Raw genomic sequence first — 19,742 nt, 5'->3', positions numbered from 1 at the left:
TTTTGCAAATTAGATAGCTAAACCAAAGGCATAGAATGCCACTAAAATAATAGCAATAATAACTGTACCTAAGTTTAACTTGCTTGCTTCGCCTGAAATTAAGCGACCAATCACGAGTGTTGCGAAACCTAACATAATACCTGTTACGATGTTTGCGGTTAGTACAATAAATACCGCACATACAAGACCTGCCATTGCACCAACGAAATCGCTAAAATCTAATCTTGAAACATTACTTAACATCAATAATCCCACATACATTAACGCAGGGGCAGTAGCATAGCTTGGTACTAAGAATGCAAGGGGTTGAAAGAACAGCATAAATAAGAAGCCGATACCCACCACTACCGCCGTTAAACCGGTTTTACCGCCAACGGCTGTACCTGCTGCTGATTCAATATAAACTGCTGCGGGGGCTGTGCCGAATAAGCCTGATAGAATTGAGCCGAAAGAGTCGGAGGTTAAGGCTTTATCACCATTAATAATCTGACCGTCTTTATCTAATAAATTAGCTTGACCTGCTACGGCACGAATTGTGCCTGTTGCATCAAAAATTGCAGTCATCACTAAGGCAAATACTACAGGCAAAATGGCTGTATTTAATGCCCCCATAATATCAAGACTTAAAAACAGTGAATTTTCTCCAAAGCTTGGCATTTTGAAAAAGCCTGCGTATTTTACGTTCGGATCAAAAATTAGCCCAACAATGGTAATTGCGATGATTACCCATAAAATACTGCCTTTTATTTTTAGCTTTTCTAAACCAATAATAGCGGCTAAACCAATTAAAGACATTAATACGGGGAATGAGGTAAAATCGCCTAATTTTACCGGGATATCCATACCGCTGTTCACGACTAATTTTACGTTGGTTGCTGCAATAATGAGTAGGAATAAACCGATACCGATACCGGCACCGTGTGCAATGCTGCTTGGTAAATTACGCAAAATCCAAGTGCGGATACCTGTTGCAGAAATAATGGTAAACACTACGCCCATTAAGAAGATTGCCCCTAGGGCAACAGGAACAGAAACTTGTTGCCCCAGCACTAAGCTAAAGGCGGTAAAAGCAGTTAGAGAAATTGCACAACCAATTGCCATTGGTGCATTTGCCCATAAGCCAATTAAAATTGAACCTAAACCTGAAACTAAACAGGTAGCAATAAATACGGATTCCGCAGGAAAGCCTGCTTGGCTTAACATTCCAGGCACAACAATCACAGAATAAACCATTGCGAGAAATGTAGTTAAACCTGCGATCACTTCTTGACGAACGTTTGAACCACGTTCTTCAAATTTAAATAAGGACATAAAAACCTCAAAGAAAAAATAAAATGGGAAATTTTGTGGGCGAATTCTACAGAAATTTAAATTAATTGGCAAACGGTTGCGTAAGTAAAAAAAAGAAAAGCAGGAATAAATCCTGCTTTTGTCTTACCGTTAATCAGTAATCAATAAAGGCTTCTTGATCTGCACCTTCTTTTTCAACTTTAGGCTGAACCATATGCTCACGTTTCAAGCCAAGTTGTAGTGCTACACCGATTGCAATATAAATTGATGAATAAGTACCAAAAGCAATACCAATCAATAATGCAAGCGAGAAGCTATGAAGTGTTGGACCACCTAAATAGAATAGGGCTAACACCACAAAGAGGGTGGTAACAGAGGTCATTAAAGTACGAGAAAGCGTTTGGCTTAATGAAATATCCACTACTTCGATTGAACTTAGACGGCGAATTTTTGAGAAGTTTTCTCGCACACGGTCAAACACAACAATTGAGTCGTTCAGTGAGTAGCCGACTACCGATAAAATCGCTGCTACGAAGGTAAGGTCAAGCTCAATCTGTAAGAAAGAGAATACCCCGAGCGTAACTAATACATCGTGGAATAAAGCAACAATACCACCTACCGCTAAACGCCATTCAAATCGTGTACCTACATAAATAAGTAACATCGCAAGTGTGGCAAGAGTGGCATAAATTGCCCCTTGTGTAAGCTCTTCACCTACGTTAGGTCCAACGAACTCAATACTTTTAATCGTTGCATTTGGATCTAATTTTTGATGGATCATCTCCATCACTTTATTTCCCACGCTCATATCGCCGGCATTAGCAGACAAGCGGATCATTAAATCTTTTTGACTGCCTGTTGTTTGCACTAAAGCACTGCCATAGCCGCTATTTTCAAGCTCGCTACGCAGTTTTGACAAATCTGCTGGTTGAGAGAATTGGGTTTCAATTACCGTACCGCCTGTGAAATCCAAGCCCCAGTTAAATCCTTTCGTTGCAATTGTGAAAATACATAATGCAGACACAATCATCGAAAAAATGAAACCGATGAAGCGGTATTTCATAAACGGAATTAATTTATAAGGCAGTTTAATGTCTGCTACATCTTGTTTTACATTTTCAATAGCCATTTATTCCACCTTAAATCCAAAGTTTCTTCACGCGTTTGCCACCATAAACCCAGTTTACCAGCATTCGAGTACCTGTAATTGCGGTAAACATAGAAATAATTACCCCTAAAGCAAGCGTTACCGCAAAGCCTTTTACCGGACCTGTTCCTACCGCATACAGCACAAGAGAGGTTAAAATGGTGGTGAGGTTCGAGTCAAAAATACTTGAGAATGCACCACTATAGCCTTCGTGAATAGCTTGTTGAATAGAGCGACCGTTACGAATTTCTTCTTTAATACGCTCATAGATCAACACGTTCGCATCTACCGACATACCCACTGCCAGTACAATACCCGCAATACCCGGCATTGTAAGTGTTGCCCCAATTAATGACATTAAGCCGATGGTTAAAATCATATTAGCAACCAATGCTATAGAGGCAAATACCCCAAACATTTTATAAAATGCTAAACAGAATAAAATGGTTAAGCCTAAGCCTAACATACTTGCTTCCATACCTTGTTTAACATTATCTGCACCAAGTGATGCCCCGATAGTACGTTCTTCCACAATCACGATTGGAGCAATTAATGCACCTGAACGTAGTAATACAGCAAGATTTTGAGCTTCAGCCGGTGAGTTAATACCTGTGATTTGGAATTGGTTGCCTAAACGGGTTTGGATAGTTGCCACGTTAATTACTTCTTGGTGTTTTTCAAGAATGACTTTGCCGTTTGCATCTTTACGACCTGAATCTTTAAATTCGGTATAAAGGGTTGCCATTGGTTTTTTAATTGCCATTTTAGTAATTTCGCCCATCATATCGCCACCTTCAGTATCTAATTTGATACTTACTTGCGGTAAGCCGCGATCATCTTTACCTGCGGTCGCATCAATAATATGCTCGCCACCTAAAGACGGCTTACGACGTAATACAACAGGTTCACCATCACGCGTGTTTTGTACTTCAGAATCGGCTGGTACAATCCCTTTAGCTGCAGAAGCTAAATTTGCTTCTGTATTTACTAAACGGAACTCAAGGGTTGCAGTTGCTCCTAAAAGTTCTTTTGCACGGGCAGTATCTTGCACGCCCGGTAATTCCACAACAATGCGGTCAGCACCTTGACGCTGAATGGTTGGCTCTGAGACGCCCAGTTCTTCTACACGCTTACGCAAAATTGAAAGATTTTGCTCAATTGCCATACTACGAGAATCAGAAAGAGCTTGCTCTGACGGGGTTAAAGTTACGTTATTATCTTTAACTAAAATATCAAGCGTTGGGTGAGAGCGGCGAATTAAACGCACCGCATTTTCAGCTGTTTCGTTATCAACAAACTCAATCTCAGTTGCAAAATTTTCGCCTTTTTTGACCGCTTTATATTGCAGTTTTTCTTTGCGGAAATCATTACGCAAGCTGTCTTGTAAGGTATCTTGCTGTTTAGCAAGAGCGGTGTTCATATCCACTTCCATTAAGAAACGAACACCACCAAGCAAGTCTAAGCCTCGTTTCATCGGGCTTCCGCCAATATCTGAGAGCCATTTTGGTGTTGCCGGTGCAAGGTTTAATGCAACAGAATAGTTATTACCCAATGCTTCAGAGATTTTTTCTTTGGCTGGAAGTTGTTGTTCAGTACTTTCTAAACGAACCAAGATCGAACCATTTTCTAACACGGCTGATTTTGGCTGAATGTTCATTGATGAAAGCGTAGATTGAACTTGAGTAAGGGTTTCTGGTGTGGCTTGTTGTCCACGAGTACCGGAAATTTGTACAGACGGATCATCGCCATATAAATTTGGAAGGGCATATAAAGCACCAATGGCGATCACGAAGATCACCATTAAATTCTTCCATAGAGGGAAACGGTTTAACACAATAAATCCCCAAATGTTAAGGTTTGATTAGAGGCATTAAAGAGATCTTAATGAGCCTTTAGGTAATACAGCAACCACAAAATCACGCTTAATGGTTACTTCAGTTGTGTCGTTTAATGCGATAACGATGTTATCATTATCTGCGGTTACTTTTGTAATTTTACCGATTAAACCACCACTGGTTAATACTTCTTCGCCTTTTGCTAAGCTTGCAAGTAATTCACGTTGTTGTTTTTGACGTTTTGCTTGTGGGCGATAAATCATAAAATAGAAAATTGCACCGAAAACAATCAGAATAAAGATCATTTCCATTCCGCCACCTTGTTGCATAAAAACTCCTTAAATTGTGTTAAGTGGTATAAAAAATTGATGTTATAAAAACGCCTGTTAAAATACCACAAATTCAATGAATTAACGAGTAGAAAAATTCATCGAATGCTTTTCTTTTAAACAAAAATTTGGGTAAAATCGTTTCGTTTGTTTACAAAGTTATGTCGGTTTTTATAAAAACGAGGAGAAAAAATGAGAAAAGTTGGAAAACTAGCGGTTATTTTTGGACTATTTTTTGCAAATATGAGTTTTGCTCATAATGTAAAATTAAATCAATCTTTGCCAGCCGTTTCGGTGGCAAAAGATGGCGAATTAGTGATTCAATCAGGCAAAATTGCTTATAAAAGTTGGAATTCATCAGCCGTTGCCGGAAAAGTACGAGTAGTGCTTCATTTTGCAGCAAGAAGTTCAGTAAAGAGTAAAAATGCAGCCTTAATTAATACACTCAAAAATGCAGCTTTTGATCCTACAAAATATCAAACATTAACCATTGTAAATGCGGACGATGCGATTGTGGGGACCGGGCTTTTTGTGAAAAATAATGTTGAAGACGGTAAATTAGAAAATCCACGTAGCCAAGTCGTGCTAGATCAACAAGGCAATGTTAGAAAAGCGTGGAATCTAAAAGAAAAAGAGGGTTTTATTGCGGTGTTGGATAAATCAGGCAAAGTCAAATTTGCAACGGAAGGTGCTCTTTCGTCAAAACAGATTGAAGAAGTGATAAGCTTAGTTAAAACGTTAATGCAGTAAATAATGATAGGCAGGTTTTACCTGCCTATTTTTTCTCAAATTATAAACCGATAACTTATCGTATGATGATAATTTTCTCCGGCTTTGGTTATGCCGCCAAATTGTAATAATTCAGGTTGATTTACGGAATTTGGGAAAAACTCTGGCTCTAACGCCACGCCTGCATAATCTCCATATTCGCCATTAGTCAAATTCGGTTGCCCTTTTAGCCAGTTGCCTGTGTAAACTTGTAAGGCTGGCATTGAGGTGCGAAGCTCCATTTTCAAATCTTCTACGGCTAAGCAAGCGGTTAAATTTTCACTATTTTTTGTAAGATGAAAGGCGTGATCGTAACCTTTTACTGCTTTTTGGTCGTCATCAGCTAATAAGTCTTGCCCGATTTTTTTAGCCGTGCGGAAGTCAAAACCTGTGCCTTCCACCTTTTTAAGCGGAGCATTCGGGATACCGCTTGAATCCACTGGCAAATATGCCTCAGCATTAATCATCAACTTGTGATCTAAGATATTTTCTGAACCTTGCAGATTAAAATAAGCGTGGTTGGTTAAACAAAGTGGTGTATCTTGATTTGTTGTTGCATCAAAGCTGATTTGCAGTTCATTATCGGTTAAACGATATTCTACAAAGGCTTTCACTTCACCGCCAAACCCTTCTTCGCCATCTGCAAAAATATAGGAAAATTTAACCGCTTGTTCGGTCTGACTTTCTACTTTCCAGACTACTTTATCGCCGCCTAACTCGCCACTATGCAAATTATGCTTGCCATTATTTTTGGCTAAGTGATAGGTTTTTCCATTAAGTGAGTATTGTGCATTGGCAATACGATTAGCGTAACGCCCAATAGTTGCCCCAAAGAAAGCGGTCTGTTTTTGCCAATTTTTTGCAGAAGTGGTTACTAATACTTCACGCTCTTCACTTGGCATTTTTACTACACAAGAGAGCCAAGTAGCCCCTAGATCTGACAAGGTAATTCTTAAAAATGGGTTTTCGATGGTGAATAGGTTCATAACATACCTCTTTGCCCCATACGAGCCGTATGGGGTTAGAAATCTGAGCCACACTGTGGCTATTTTTCAGCTCCGAAGGAGCTAGGATAATTTAACCTAGCACGGCTTGTGCTAGGTCGGGAGATTTTAGACCTCACGGACTCCATCACAAGCCGTACATAAATGGAAGGTTTCTTTAATGCCTGTTTGCTTTTCATAATTTTCAGCAACGGCTTGGCGAAGATCTTCCACTTTATCATTTGGCACTAAGCATACTACACAGCCACCAAAGCCACCGCCTGTCATTCTTGCTCCGCCATTTTTACCGATTGCTTTTTGGGCGATTTCAGCCAAGCAATCGACTTCAGGACAGGTAATCTCAAAATCATCACGCATAGAGTCGTGCGAAGCTGCCATTAATTCGCCCAATTTAACCATATTATTCGCTTTTAGAGCTTCTGCGGCTTCTAGCACACGCTGATTTTCGCTGATGATATGTTTTGCACGTTTATAGGCAAGTTCATTAGCATCACGCAGTTCTGCGGCTCGTTCAATAAATTGCTCTGCACTTACATCACGCAATTTTGCTTTACCGAAGAAGTGAGCGGCAAATTCGCACTGCTCACGACGACTGTTGTATTCACCCGTTACTAAGTCGTGCTTCACATTGGAGTTAATAATGGCGATTGAATAACCTTGTGGTTCAGGCGTTGGACTAATCTCAAGGCTACGGCAATCTATCATTAAAAAATGATCTTTTTGTCCTAAAGCTGAGGTGAGTTGATCCATATTTCCGCAATTACAGCCGACAAATTTATTCTCTGCTTCTTGTCCAATTAATGCGATTTGAGTATGAGAAAGCGGCAAATCTCCCAACAATTGAGCTGTTTTACCAATTGATACCTCAAGAGCTGCGGAAGAACTTAAACCTGATGACATAGGTACATCGCTGGTAATCACTAAATCAGCCCCTTGTTTGAAATCAGGGCATTTTACTTGCACAAATTTCACCACACCACGCACATAGTTCGCCCATTTGTGTTCACTTGGCTCAATTGGCTGGCTTAGGTCAAATTCATCTTGTTCGTTAATATCAAGGGCGAACACTCGCCATTTGTTATCATCACGTTTAGCAAAGCCTACCGCCGTGCCGTAATTAATCGCACAAGGCATAACAAATCCGTCGTTATAATCAGTATGTTCGCCAATAATATTCACTCTGCCTGGAGCAAATACCGTGCGTTCTGCTTTATAACCAAAATGTTCTTCAAATTTTTGAAAAGCAATTTCTTGTGGTTTCATTCAAATTCCTTATTTTTCGATTTGTGGTTTCTTATCTTTATAGTGTTCAGTATCACTTACCGCATTTAAACGTTCTGCCGCTTGTTCCGGGGTTAAATCACGCTGAGTTTCTGCCATCATTTCATAGCCGACCATAAATTTACGTACGGTAGCAGAACGCAACAACGGCGGATAAAAATGGGCGTGCAGTTGCCAATGTGCATTTTCTTTGCCGTTAAACGGAGCAAAGTGGAAGCCCATTGAATAAGGGAAGCTAATGTTAAATAAGTTATCGTAGCGAGTCGTGAGCTTTTTCAATGCTAAGGCTAAATCAGCTTTTTCCGCTTCGTTCAGATCGGTAATCGACTTAAATTGCTTCGCTTTCGGTAATAACAATGTTTCAAACGGCCAGCTCGCCCAGTAAGGCACAACGGCAAGCCAATCTTCCGTTTCTACTACAATTCGCTCTTTTTTATCTAATTCACGCTTAGCGTAATCTAATAAAAGTGGTGAGCTATATTTTGCAAAATAATCGGCTTGGCATTCATCTTCAATGGTGATTTCATTCGGCAGAAAATTACTCGCCCAAATTTGCCCGTGCGGGTGAGGGTTAGAGCAGCCCATTATTGAGCCTTTATTCTCAAAAATTTGTACCCATTGATAACGCTCTTTCAGCTCGTTTGCCTGTTCTTGCCAAACTGTTACTACATCGGTAATTTCATCAGCAGAGAGTTGTGGCAAGGTTTTGCTATGATCGGGCGAAAAGCAGATCACACGGCTTTCACCTTGTGTGTGTGAGATTTGGAACAGCGGATCTTGGTTCGGCTCTGGGGCAGGTGTGTCTGGCAGTAGGGCAGAAAAGTCGTTTTTAAACACAAACGGCTTGGTGTAATTTGGATTCTGTTCACCGGTAATGCGTTTATTGCCGGGGCATAGATAGCAGGCCGGATCGTAGCTCGGCTTATCGTCTTGCACGACTTCTTCTTGTTGCCCCTGCCACGGACGTTTAGCCCGATGCGGAGAAACTAAAATCCACTGATTTTTCAGCGGATTAAAACGGCGGTGTGGATGATCGTTGAGGACAAACTCGCTCATATAAAACTCCTCGAAATTAACTATATGAAAAGTATAGCGAAAGTGAGGAAAAATGACTGTGATATAGATCACAAAATAATGATGTCAAGCGGTCAGATTTGCGGAAAATTTTGCAAGCAGTTCTCCATTTTTGTCAGCTTGTTTTTGTGGTGATGTTTGTTGATGTTAGTGGCTTGCCCTACTAATTATTTCAATTTATATCGCAATAGCGGGCAAGTTTCACCCTATGATTAAAAATCTTTCCCTTTTACATCAATAATCATCACTTCTGACTGCGAGCCTAACCGCATCGGGATGCCCCAAAAACCGTAGCCTGAGGTTACAAAATAATGCCCCAACCCGATTTTTTCATAGCCGTAATGTAGTCTATATATTATTTTGGTGATAATACTGGCAGGGAAAACTTGCCCTTTGTGGGCGTGCCCTGAAACTTGAATATCAATCGGTAATTTGGCGTGTTTTTCAATTTCAGTTGGGCGGTGGTCGAGTAAGAACACAGGCAATTTGGTATTTACTGATTGCAATAATTGCTCGGCAGAAGGGCGATTTTTCACTAAATCATCATTACGCCCAACAATTGCAAATTTTCCATTAATTTCGACCGCTTGATCCCATAAAACAGTAATGCCGGCGTTACGAATAGCTTGTGCAATACTTTCCTGAGCCCCAAAGAAATCGTGGTTGCCTAGTGTGGCATAAACGCCTAATGGTGCTTTGAGTTTAGAAAATGAGTCTTGCATATTTTCTGAGCGATAAAATTCGAGGTTATCGTCCATAATATCGCCGGGTAGCAAAATCAAATCGACTTTTTCTTGATTAAAAATCTCTGCCAGTTGGTCAAGTTGTTTAGCCCCAAATAATTTTCCTAAATGGAGATCGCTTGCCATACCAATACGGAGTGGTTTGTCTAACGGTTTATCTATTTTAATGGAATAATGAACTACCGTTGGCACATAAGCATTGTAAAAGCCAAGCCCGATTAAGCCTAAGAAGGCAAAAGGGTAGATGACTTTCAAGCTACGATTAACGGAAGGATTTCCTTTGGCTAGTTTGTAAATGCAAGCGGTCAAAAAACTCACAAAAAATGCAAATAGCAAAAGTACCAATACAAATGCCATTACCCGAAATAGGGTAAATGTGCGAGTAACGTGCAAAATAACCATTGTGTTAATGGCTAAAAATGTAATAAGGTGAGTGATGTTTTGGCTTCTTGCCGACAAATTAAACAACCAGCCGATTGTTTTTGCAAAGCTATATAAAAATAGTTGTAGTACCACAACCACAATGGCGGTGGTGATGTAGTAACGATATTCCAAGAGCATTCCTTAAATGAGAGGCTAAACCCAGCCTAGTTGTCTTAATAAAAATAGCCCGATGCTAGCACTGAACATTGAGCCAAGAGTAGTGATGCCGATTAAATTTGCTGCGGCTTCACCATCTCCACCGTAGCTTCTCGTCATTGCATAAGTAGCTGCTGCCACAGGAGCAGAGGCAGCAACAAAGGCTATGCCGAGTTCCATCGGTGGCAGTTTAAATACAAATTTACCGAGCAGGAGAAAGAAAATCGGGGCAAAAATTAACCGAATGGAAGCAGAAAACAGCACAATTTTATTAATGGTACTTTCTGTTCCTTGATTAAATTGCTTCAACTGTTTGAAATTAATGCTCGCCCCCGTACAAATTAAAGCGAGTGGGAGCGTTAAGCTTGCCATTAATTTGCCAGCGGATTCAAGCGGTTTGGGAATTGAGCCGGCTAATTCAAAATAGTTGAAAATTAAGCCTGCAATTACGGCTAAAATCAACGGATTTTTCAAAATCGACAGGAGCAATCTACCCACATTGATTTTTTTCTCGCTCAATGATGAAGTTAGCGTAATCACCGCCAGCACATTAAAGGTAATCACTAAGCAGGAAATATAGACCGAAGCAGCCGCTAAGGCTTTATCACCATAGGCATTGAGGATTAAAGCAATGCCTAAAATTGCGGCATTTGTACGAAATGTCCCTTGCGTGAAAATACAGCGATAACGCCTGTTTTCAATGTGGCGTGCCGCCCACCATTCCGCCCATAAATAAATTAATATCGACCCTCCCACACCGGTGGAAATTAAGCTAATTTGGCTTGAGAAATCCAATGGGCTTTTTAGCATATTGAAGAAAATCATTGGCGGTAGCGTAAAGTTAAACACCACCTTTGACGCCATATTGCAAAAGGCATCATCAATGAATTTTCGCTTGCGTAGAAAAATCCCGAATAACATTAATAAAATGGTGGGTAATGTTACGCTAATGCTAAATTGAAGAGAGTCGAAAATATTCATTTGATTACCTGAGATGATATTCCTCCTTAAATAGGAGGAATATAAGCGGTTATTTTTACTCGAAAGTTTGTAAATTAAAGCCCTGCTTTCAAACTCGCCTCGACAAATTTATCCAAATCGCCGTCTAACACTTGCTGTGTGGTGCGGTGTTCCACACCGGTACGGTGGTCTTTAATGCGAGAGTCGTCCAACACATAAGAGCGGATTTGGCTGCCCCAGCCAATGTCGGATTTGTTATCTTCCATTGCCTGTTTCTCGGCATTTTTCTTGCTCATTTCCAGCTCATAAAGTTTCGCTTTAAGCTGTTTCATTGCCTGATCTTTGTTTTGATGTTGCGAACGACCGTTCTGACACTGCACTACAATCCCACTCGGCATATGGGTGATACGCACCGCCGACTCGGTTTTATTAACGTGCTGACCGCCCGCACCGGAGGCACGGTACACATCAATGCGAAGATCGGCAGGGTTGATCTCAATATCAATATCGTCATCAATTTCAGGATAAACGAACGCCGCTGAGAACGAAGTGTGGCGACCGTTGTTCGCATCAAACGGACTTTTACGCACTAAACGGTGAATGCCTGTTTCCGTTCTAAACCAGCCGTAGGCATATTCGCCGGAAATTTTTACCGTAGCGGATTTAATTCCTGCCACATCGCCGTCGGATGCTTCCATCAGTTCCGCTTTAAAGCCTTTACTTTCCGCCCAACGTAAATACATTCGCAACAACATTTCCGTCCAATCTTGTGCCTCTGTACCGCCCGAACCGGCTTGCAGATCCAAATAGCAGTCGGCACTGTCGTGCGGACCGCTGAACATCCGTTTAAATTCTAAATCCGCCAGTTTTTTCTCTAATTCATCGGCTTCGGCTTGTGCCTCGTTAAAGGTGTCTTGATCTTCGGCTTCCACTGCTAATTCAATCAAGCCTTCCACATCTTCAATCCCTTGCTCTAACTGGCGAATGGTATTGACGATCTGCTCCAACATCGCTCTTTCTTTACCGAGAGCTTGAGCTTTTTCCGGCTTATTCCACACATCCGGCTGCTCCAGCTCGGCATTCACTTCTTCTAAGCGTTCGACTTTGGTATCAAAGTCAAAGATACCCCCGAATTACCTCAGTTCGTTGAGATAAATCCGCAAGTTGGGTTTTAATTGGGTTCAATTCAAACATTATGTCTTCCTTTTTTCAGTTTTGGGCTCGCAAAATAGGGCGTGATTATACCGCAAGCGGTCAAATTTTCAGAATTTTTTGCAAAAAATTTCCCAAATTTGACCGCTTGTTCTTGCTATAATTCCAAGCATATTTTATGGAGAATATTATGGCAAAAAGACCTAGTGATATTGATGCAACGCTACTGCAACTTGAGATTTTACGTCGTATTCCCAAGCTACCGCAGAAAATTGATGCGAGAACCTTACACCAGCAGATATTGGATGCCGGCTTTGAGCGAGATTTAAGAAGCATTCAACGCACGCTAAAAGTGCTGTGTGAGCATTTTGATATTGAGTGTGATGAAAGAAGTAAGCCCTACGGATATAGCTGGAAACTTCGCTCGGAAGGGTTGGCTTTGCCGATTCTCAATGAACAACAATCGCTTTTGCTGAAATTGGCAGAACAGCAGTTAAAATACCTTCTTCCGGCAAATTTAATGGCATCTATGAAACCCTTTTTTGAACAAGCTGATAAAATGGTGTCAGGTAGTAAAGACAAGCCCGAATATCAATGGCTAAATAAAGTCTGTTCGACGCCAACCAGCTTGCCACTCGTGCCGGCAAAAATCAAAGATGAGATTTTTTCTGCCGTTAGCCAAGCTCTGTTTCAAAACCGCTTTCTGAAAATTGAATATCAAAACCAATTTGGCAAAAAGCACTCGGCAACTGTTATGCCTTTGGCGATTGCTCAACAAGGAGCGAGTATTTATCTGGTTTGTCGTTATGAAGGATTTGAGGATAATCGACTGCTTGCTCTGCACCGTATCCGTAAAGCGGAAATATCTACATTCACCTTTGAACGTCCAAAAGATTTTGATTTGAAAGCGTACCAAAATGACGAGCATCTTGGGTTTGGTAATGGCGATAAAATTCGACTGACTTTTTCTATCGATAAACAGGCAGGTTTCCACCTCACCGAAACGCCACTTTCAAAAGATCAAAAAATTCTCGAAGAATCTGACAACCACTATCGTTTCCAAGCAACAGTTGCCGATAATGATATGCTTGAATGGTGGATAAGAAAATTTGGTGAGGATATTTGGGATGTAGAAAAAGAGAGTATTTAGGTAAAGTAAGCGGGATGTTTTGCAAAAAATAATGCAAGATATACCGCTTGTATTATAACGTTTGAGCCTGTGCTATTTCTTAATTAACCCTTCTGCTATCTTCTTATAGAACTATTCGAAAATTTCTAATGGTTGAAATTTCATCCAGTTTATTTCCTTTATTCTTTCACATAAAACCAAGCCAAATTTCGGGCTAATTTTGTGATTTTGATCGAGAAATTTGATTTTCTCGACTTTTAATTCCCATTATTTGCCTGTTTTAAAAAAACGGGAGAGATTAAATGACTTTTCAACTCACTTTCTGCCAACAGGCAGGAAACAAGCACAAGAAAAACCAAGACGCACTTTTTAACGGTAAAGCGGTTTATCAATGGCAACTGAAAAATGCCGAAAGTTATATTTTGGATGAAAACAAGGTGATTTTCGGGGTAGCGGACGGCGTTTCGCATAGTCCTCAATCTCAAATTGCCAGCCGTTTCTTAATGGAGCAGTTGAGCAAATGCCAATCACTAAATTCAACGTGGTTGCGAGCCACACAATTTGCACTTTGTGAAAAATACGCTGCTTCTCATTTTGGCATAAGTAGCACCTTTGTTGGTTGTGAATTGCTTTCTAATGGTAAAGGCAAAATTCTAAATGTAGGCGACAGCCGAGCTTACAAAATTATGGCAAATGGGGAGTGGCAGCAGCTAAGCGAGGAGCACACTGTGTTGAATGAAATGAAAATGCAAGGATTGGCACAGGATCCAGCGGAATATGCCTCCATTTACCGAGCATTGTCAGACTGCATTATTGCTGATGTTGAGGCAGCTGACTTCCGTATTCATTCTGCCGAATTTCAACTTGAAAAAGGCGAGAGTATTTTGCTCTGCTCGGACGGCTTACACGATTATCCCACTCCTAAACAGCTCAAAATGATTTGGCAACGCTACTCCTGCAATACTGAACGGCTGCAAATTTGCAGAAAAATGGTCAAAAAGCACCGCTTGTATGATGATTTATCGGTGGTGGTCTGTGAAATGAGGGTAGGGGGGATAACTCAACACGATACTGTCACATTAATCCATAAAACCAAGAAGAGAATAATGAAAAATGATCTAATTTACGCCGCCGACCTTATCCGCCAAGCAGAAAAAAGTGGTTTGATACGCATCAACCTAATAAATTCTGGAGTGCCGAAAATGCATTTTTTTAGTTTGGAAATCGAGGGGGCATTGAAAATGATTGATAAAGTTTTATAGAAGTAATATATTTTCTATTAAAATCAAATGGTTAAAATATGCTTGCTTGCTTGCTTGCTTGCTTGCTTGCTTGCTTGCTTGCTTGCTTGCTTGCTTGCTTGCTTGCTTGGCAGTATTATATGAATATTTCTTCACTTTTATACATTTATACAAGGAAATTCCTATGGCGGATAATAAGTTACAATCACTAAATGAGATTTTTACTAGAAATTTATTTAGAATTCCAGATTTTCAAAGAGGATACTCTTGGGAGAAATTACAATTAGAAGACTTTTGGGACGATCTGAACCAATTAAAAAATGGAAAAGTTCATTACACTGGTTTATTAACGGTAGAAGGTATTGATAAAAACAACACTATAGGTAGTGAAAAATGGTCAGATGATCAATGGCTACTTTCTTCAGGATTTAAGGCTTATTATTTAGTAGATGGTCAGCAAAGAATTACAACTTCTATGATCTTGATTAATGAAATATTAAATAGGTTAAATGAAGATGATGAGATTTATTTCGAAAGAAAGTCTGTTTGGATAGAGAAATTTCTTTATCGTAGTCATAAAGATGGATATAAATCTTATATTTTTGGATATGAAAAAGATGATCCAAGTGATGAGTTTTATAAAACACAAATTCTAGGACAAGATTCATCATATTCTGATAAAGTCCCTAATGATACTCTCTATACTAAAAATTTAAAGAGTGCTAGTATATTTTTTAGTGAGAAATTAGATAATTTAGATAAGGATAAAATTAAATCATTATTTATTAAGTTAGTTGATGATTTTAAATTTAATTTTTATGAAATTGATAATGAGTTAGATGTTTATATAACATTCGAAACCATGAATAATAGAGGTAAGAGCTTATCTAACTTAGAGTTATTAAAAAATAGATTAATTTACCTGACAAGTATGTTAGAAGGGGAGCATAAATCTCTAAGAAAAGATATTAATGAAGCTTGGAAAACAATTTATGCATATCTTGGTAAAAATACCCATAAACAATTAGATGATGATAGCTTTCTGTTTGATCACTGGGTAATGTATTTTGATCGTTATAATAGAAATGAGGCTGCTAGTTATGCTAAATATCTTCTCAATACTCATTTTACAGTAAATGGATTATATAGAGAAAATGAAAGAATTACTGCAGAAGAGATTAAGAAATATATAAAAAGTTTACAAGAGACAATTAAGTACTGGGTTTACTTAAATAGCCCTGAGTTATCTTCTTATAGTGAAGAGATTAAAGAGTGGCTATATAAAATAAATCGCATTAAGGTGAGACATTTTTCCCCCTTACTAATGGCAGTTATGAAAGAAGAAAAAAATGAAAATAACTTATTATCTCTGTTGAAAGAGATTGAAAGGTTTATTTTCTTAGTTTTTGTTGTCTCACAGAAAAACTCTAGTACAGGGAATAGTTATATATTCCGTTTGGCATATAAATTTCATACCAAATCAATCTCATTGAAAGAACTACAGAAAGAAATTAGATATCTTACTGATGGTGGATTCGACAATGATGATGGCGATTTTATTTACGACGGCTATGCAAGAGTAGATAACTTTTTGAAAAATATTTCAGAGAATAAAAGATATTTTTATGATTGGTGGGGAATTACTTATTTTTTATACGAATATGAAATGTATTTGCAAAACAAAGCTAAAGGAGAAGAAAAAGTTTCTTGGAAAGAAATTTCTAAGAGAAATAAAGATGAAACCATAGAGCATATTTATCCACAATCAGCCAATTCTAATTATTGGAAGAAGCAAATAGGCAGTGTTGTTAAAGGACAGAAATTGAGAGAGAAAGTTTTACATAATTTAGGAAATTTATTACTACTAAGCCGTTCTAAAAATTCAGAGCTTCAAAATGATGATTTTCCTACCAAAAAAGAGAATAAAAATGGAAGGGGTTTTTCTAATGGTTCATATAGTGAAATTGAGGTTTCTAAACATGAGAATTGGTCAGTAGCAGAAATCAAGACAAGAGGATTAAAAATGTTAGAATTTATGGATGAGCGCTGGGATATTGATTTTGAATCTTGGGAGATTGATAAAGAAAAGCTATTGGGATTAGATGATATTTAATATTTATTATAGCGGTGTAAATTTACACCGCTTTTTTATGCATGTCCTACTTGTAATTCATTTTATAAATCTCTTTATTCTCGCTGTAAAAATAATACAATCTTCATTACTCATAGGAAAAATAAAATGAAAAAGGATCTGAAAATCGTGGTATTAACCGGTGCAGGGATTTCTGCTGAATCAGGTATCCGTACATTCCGAGCCGAGGACGGCTTGTGGGAAAATCATCGGGTGGAAGATGTCGCCACGCCGGAAGGCTATAAACGGGATCGGGAATTAGTCCAACGCTTTTATAACGAACGCCGCCGTAAGCTCTTTGACCCCGAAGTACAACCCAATGCCGCCCATCTTGCTCTGGCAAAATTAGAAGAGAAACTTGGCGAAAATCTGCTGATTGTGACGCAAAATGTGGATAACTTGCACGAACGTGCCGGAAGTAAGAATGTTATTCATATGCATGGCGAATTGCTGAAAGTCCGCTGTCCGAACAAAGGAACAGTGTATGAATGGCAAGGAGATGTCAGCGAGAACGAGCGTTGCACTTGCTGTACCCAACCAGCACGGCTGCGTCCACATATTGTTTGGTTTGGTGAAATTCCGTTCCAAATGCTAGAAATTGACGAGGCGATTTACGATTGCGATATTTTCGTCTCTATTGGCACTTCGGGTAATGTGTATCCTGCCGCCGGCTTTGTGGAAAAAGCAAACCGCTGGAAATCGCATACGATTGAACTCAATTTAGAGCCGAGTAAGGTCAAAACGGCGTTTAAAGAAACTCGCTATGGTAAGGCAACGGAGATTGTACCGCAGTTTGTGGAGGAGATTTTGGCAAGCCTCTAAATTCATTTCCTTTATTAGGGAGGTAAATAATCTTTCTTCCCCTTTTGGCGTAAGTACCGCCAAAGGGGAGGGGGTTAAGTCATAAGCGGTTAGAATTTGCAAATTTTTTGCGAAAATTGACCGCTTGCTTTTTTATTTTCCATCGTTATAATCCTCTCGTCCGATCAAAATACCATAAAACGCACGATTTATGCGACACACTTTGTCGTATTGATAAGTAAAATTACTGATGTGAAATCAGCAAAAGGAATGTTTTATGAGTAACTATCAATTAAACCCTTCAACCGTTTCCCTTTATTCTGAAAAAATTATGCTGAAAGCGATGTTTGAGCATAAATTATTTTCGGAGTTTTTTCGCAATGATAATTATCGTGATGATGACGTGGCATTTGCTATCGGTTTGCCGCAAGAAATGGAAAAAGAGAGCGAATTAAAACCGCTTGCCCGAGAGTTATTAAAAGAGCGTTATAAAGCTATTCTCAACCAAAATGAGCTGCCGGAGCGTTGGCAAATGGGCTATGAAAATTTGGCTCGACTCGCTCAATTTCTGAATTTGACCTTGACCGAACAAGCGGTAATGCAATTTGTTTTTCACTTCCGTGCTGAACGTAATTTCCGCAGTTTATTAGAGTATCTTCCGCATATGGATTTAAATCAAACCTGCTTGATTTTGGCGGATTTGCTTGGCGTCAATCATAAAGAAGTGAAATCGGTACTGGCAAAAACTGGTAAATTAACCGGCTATGGATTAATTGATCGCAGTTATAGCCCCGATCAATTCCACGACTATCTGGGTTGGGGCGATGCCTTAGATTTCGATGATTTTGTGATTCTACCGATTAGCGAGCAATCTTTAATTGAACGTGCTACTGTGCCGACAGCCGCTTCAACACTACAACTCAGTCATTATGATCATATCGCTGAGCAGCGTGAAATGATGCTGAATTACCTCGATATTGCCACAAAAACAGCGAAAAAAGGGGTGAATATTCTGCTTTATGGGGCGGCGGGGACAGGTAAAACCGAATTTGCGGCACTGTTGGCGAATACGCTTAATCTACCCGCTTACACAATGGCGAGCCAAGATAAAGACGGCGATGTGTTAAGTGGTACGACCCGTTTAGAGAATTGCCGTTTGGCTCAAAAATTGCTGGCGGGCAAAAGTGCGGTCATTATTTTTGATGAAGTGGAAGATGTGTTTGCCGGTTCATTTACCGAGCGTTCTGTCGCCCAAGAGCATAAGGCTTGGGTTAATGATTTTTTGGAAAATAATGCGACTCCAATGATCTGGATTTCCAACTCAGTCCGCTGCATTGACAACGCCTATCTCCGCCGCTTTGATATGGTGTTTGAAATGCCAATGCTGCCGAATAAGCACAAAGAGACCTTAATTATGGAACTGGCTGGTGAAAAATTATCGCCCGACTATATCCGCCATTTTGCCCAAAATGCGGATTTATCGCCGGCGGTATTAACCCGTACCTTTAATGTGATGAACTGCCTTCCTATCGAAAACCAAGCGGATTTTGCCGAAAAAGCGTTGGGAATGTTTAATCAAACGCTGGTTTCGCAAGGTTTCCGCAAAATTGAACCGCTTGTTGAAAGCAAAATTGCCTACAATTTAGACTGGGTAAATTGTGCGGAAAATATGCACAAAATCAGCGAAGGGCTAAAACGCACCAAACGTGGGCGAATTTGTTGCTATGGCCCGCCGGGAACAGGCAAAACCGCTTGGGCAAATTGGCTGGCACAGGAAATGGGCTTGCAAGCATTGGTTCGACAAGGCTCGGATTTATTGAGCCCACTTGTCGGGGGAACCGAACACCAGATTGCCGAAGCCTTCCGAACAGCGAAAGAGAACAATATGGCTCTGATTTTCGATGAAGTCGATACCTTTCTGTTTGCCCGTGAAAGCGGGCAACGCAGTTGGGAGCATAGCCAAGTCAATGAAATGCTCACACAAATCGAAAAATTTGAAGGTTTGCTGATTGTTTCCACCAACTTGATGGATAATCTTGACCCAGCCGCTTTACGCCGTTTTGATCTCAAACTCCATTTTGGCTATTTAAACGTGGAACAACGTAAAACTGTCGCTATCAGTCAAGCGAAAAAATTGGGGCTGCCTGAGTTGAATGAGCAAGAGCTTTCCCGTTTTGATTACTTGGAGAATCTCACCTTAGGCGATTTTACAGTGGTGGCTCGCCGACATCGGTTTGCTCTCTTTGAACATTGTACGGATTGGCTTGAAGCACTGGAA

The 19,742-nt window shown here is 39.8% G+C and carries 15 protein-coding genes and 2 pseudogenes; 6 read left to right on the top strand and 11 right to left on the bottom strand.

Annotated features, from left to right (window positions below):
- Positions 1-9: 9 nt before the first annotated feature.
- From ACJHV0_RS07255 to yajC, 4 genes are all read right to left on the bottom strand, one after another.
- The gene (locus ACJHV0_RS07255; RefSeq protein WP_334229698.1) at positions 10-1,311 is read right to left on the bottom strand and encodes an NCS2 family permease; all 1,302 of its coding nucleotides are present in this window, start codon (positions 1,309-1,311) and stop codon (positions 10-12) included.
- A gap of 133 nt (positions 1,312-1,444) precedes the next feature.
- Positions 1,445-2,419 carry a protein translocase subunit SecF gene (gene secF / locus ACJHV0_RS07250; protein ID WP_334234339.1) on the bottom strand — a complete coding sequence of 325 codons (975 nt, stop codon included), beginning with the start codon at positions 2,417-2,419 and terminating at the stop codon, positions 1,445-1,447.
- Between the two features lie 10 nt (positions 2,420-2,429).
- On the bottom strand, positions 2,430-4,271 hold the full coding sequence (gene secD, locus ACJHV0_RS07245; protein ID WP_483133792.1) for a protein translocase subunit SecD: 1,842 nt from the start codon (positions 4,269-4,271) through the stop codon (positions 2,430-2,432).
- A gap of 36 nt (positions 4,272-4,307) precedes the next feature.
- Complete coding sequence (yajC, locus tag ACJHV0_RS07240; protein ID WP_025236401.1) at positions 4,308-4,601, bottom strand: preprotein translocase subunit YajC; 294 nt, start codon at positions 4,599-4,601, stop codon at positions 4,308-4,310.
- 192 nt (positions 4,602-4,793) lie between these two features.
- On the opposite strand from yajC, the gene ACJHV0_RS07235 reads away from it, so the two are divergent.
- Positions 4,794-5,351: a YtfJ family protein gene (locus tag ACJHV0_RS07235; RefSeq protein WP_483133791.1), complete on the top strand. Its 558-nt coding sequence runs from the start codon at positions 4,794-4,796 to the stop codon at positions 5,349-5,351.
- A gap of 35 nt (positions 5,352-5,386) precedes the next feature.
- Here ACJHV0_RS07235 and ACJHV0_RS07230 read toward each other — a convergent pair whose 3' ends face one another.
- The 6 genes from ACJHV0_RS07230 to prfB all read right to left on the bottom strand — a co-directional run bounded on the left by ACJHV0_RS07230 (position 5,387) and on the right by prfB (position 12,204).
- The gene (locus ACJHV0_RS07230) at positions 5,387-6,355 is read right to left on the bottom strand and encodes a galactose-1-epimerase (protein WP_483133790.1); all 969 of its coding nucleotides are present in this window, start codon (positions 6,353-6,355) and stop codon (positions 5,387-5,389) included.
- A gap of 126 nt (positions 6,356-6,481) precedes the next feature.
- Entirely contained in the window at positions 6,482-7,636 is a 1,155-nt protein-coding gene (galK, locus tag ACJHV0_RS07225) for a galactokinase (RefSeq protein ID WP_483133789.1), read from the bottom strand.
- Positions 7,637-7,645: 9 nt separating this feature from the next.
- Complete coding sequence (gene galT, locus ACJHV0_RS07220; RefSeq protein ID WP_483133788.1) at positions 7,646-8,710, bottom strand: galactose-1-phosphate uridylyltransferase; 1,065 nt, start codon at positions 8,708-8,710, stop codon at positions 7,646-7,648.
- A gap of 230 nt (positions 8,711-8,940) precedes the next feature.
- On the bottom strand, positions 8,941-10,026 hold the full coding sequence (locus ACJHV0_RS07215) for a metallophosphoesterase (RefSeq protein ID WP_483133787.1): 1,086 nt from the start codon (positions 10,024-10,026) through the stop codon (positions 8,941-8,943).
- Positions 10,027-10,047: 21 nt separating this feature from the next.
- Positions 10,048-11,031 carry an AEC family transporter gene (locus ACJHV0_RS07210; RefSeq protein WP_334235928.1) on the bottom strand — a complete coding sequence of 328 codons (984 nt, stop codon included), beginning with the start codon at positions 11,029-11,031 and terminating at the stop codon, positions 10,048-10,050.
- Positions 11,032-11,105: 74 nt separating this feature from the next.
- Positions 11,106-12,204 (bottom strand): peptide chain release factor 2 gene (gene prfB, locus ACJHV0_RS07205; RefSeq protein ID WP_483133786.1). Its coding sequence is split into 2 segments (ribosomal slippage): positions 11,106-12,128 and positions 12,130-12,204, totalling 1,098 coding nucleotides; the frame shifts between segments, so codons are not numbered across the junction.
- A gap of 148 nt (positions 12,205-12,352) precedes the next feature.
- On the opposite strand from prfB, the gene ACJHV0_RS07200 reads away from it, so the two are divergent.
- Together ACJHV0_RS07200 and ACJHV0_RS07195 are read left to right on the top strand one after the other, a co-directional pair.
- A complete protein-coding gene (locus ACJHV0_RS07200; protein ID WP_483133785.1) occupies positions 12,353-13,312 on the top strand; it encodes a helix-turn-helix transcriptional regulator in 960 nt (319 codons plus the stop codon).
- A gap of 281 nt (positions 13,313-13,593) precedes the next feature.
- Positions 13,594-14,553 (top strand): PP2C family protein-serine/threonine phosphatase, encoded by a 960-nt coding sequence (locus ACJHV0_RS07195; protein WP_483133784.1) that lies wholly within the window; start codon positions 13,594-13,596, stop codon positions 14,551-14,553.
- A 31-nt stretch (positions 14,554-14,584) separates the two neighbouring features.
- Here the strand turns inward: ACJHV0_RS07195 and ACJHV0_RS07190 are convergent.
- Positions 14,585-14,662, bottom strand: a pseudogene (locus tag ACJHV0_RS07190) (adhesin); the annotation flags it as partial.
- A 54-nt stretch (positions 14,663-14,716) separates the two neighbouring features.
- Here ACJHV0_RS07190 and ACJHV0_RS07185 point away from each other — a divergent pair.
- From ACJHV0_RS07185 to ACJHV0_RS07175, 3 genes and pseudogenes are all read left to right on the top strand, one after another.
- On the top strand, positions 14,717-16,645 hold the full coding sequence (locus ACJHV0_RS07185; protein WP_483133783.1) for a DUF262 domain-containing protein: 1,929 nt from the start codon (positions 14,717-14,719) through the stop codon (positions 16,643-16,645).
- 90 nt (positions 16,646-16,735) lie between these two features.
- Positions 16,736-17,485, top strand: a pseudogene (cobB, locus tag ACJHV0_RS07180) (Sir2 family NAD+-dependent deacetylase); the annotation flags it as partial.
- 256 nt (positions 17,486-17,741) lie between these two features.
- Positions 17,742-19,742, top strand: a 2,001-nt coding sequence (locus ACJHV0_RS07175) for an AAA family ATPase (protein WP_483133782.1), incomplete at its 3' end; no start/stop codon positions are given.

Source organism: Mannheimia sp., from assembly GCF_056854775.1.
This window is presented reverse-complemented; position numbering and strand designations above follow the sequence as displayed.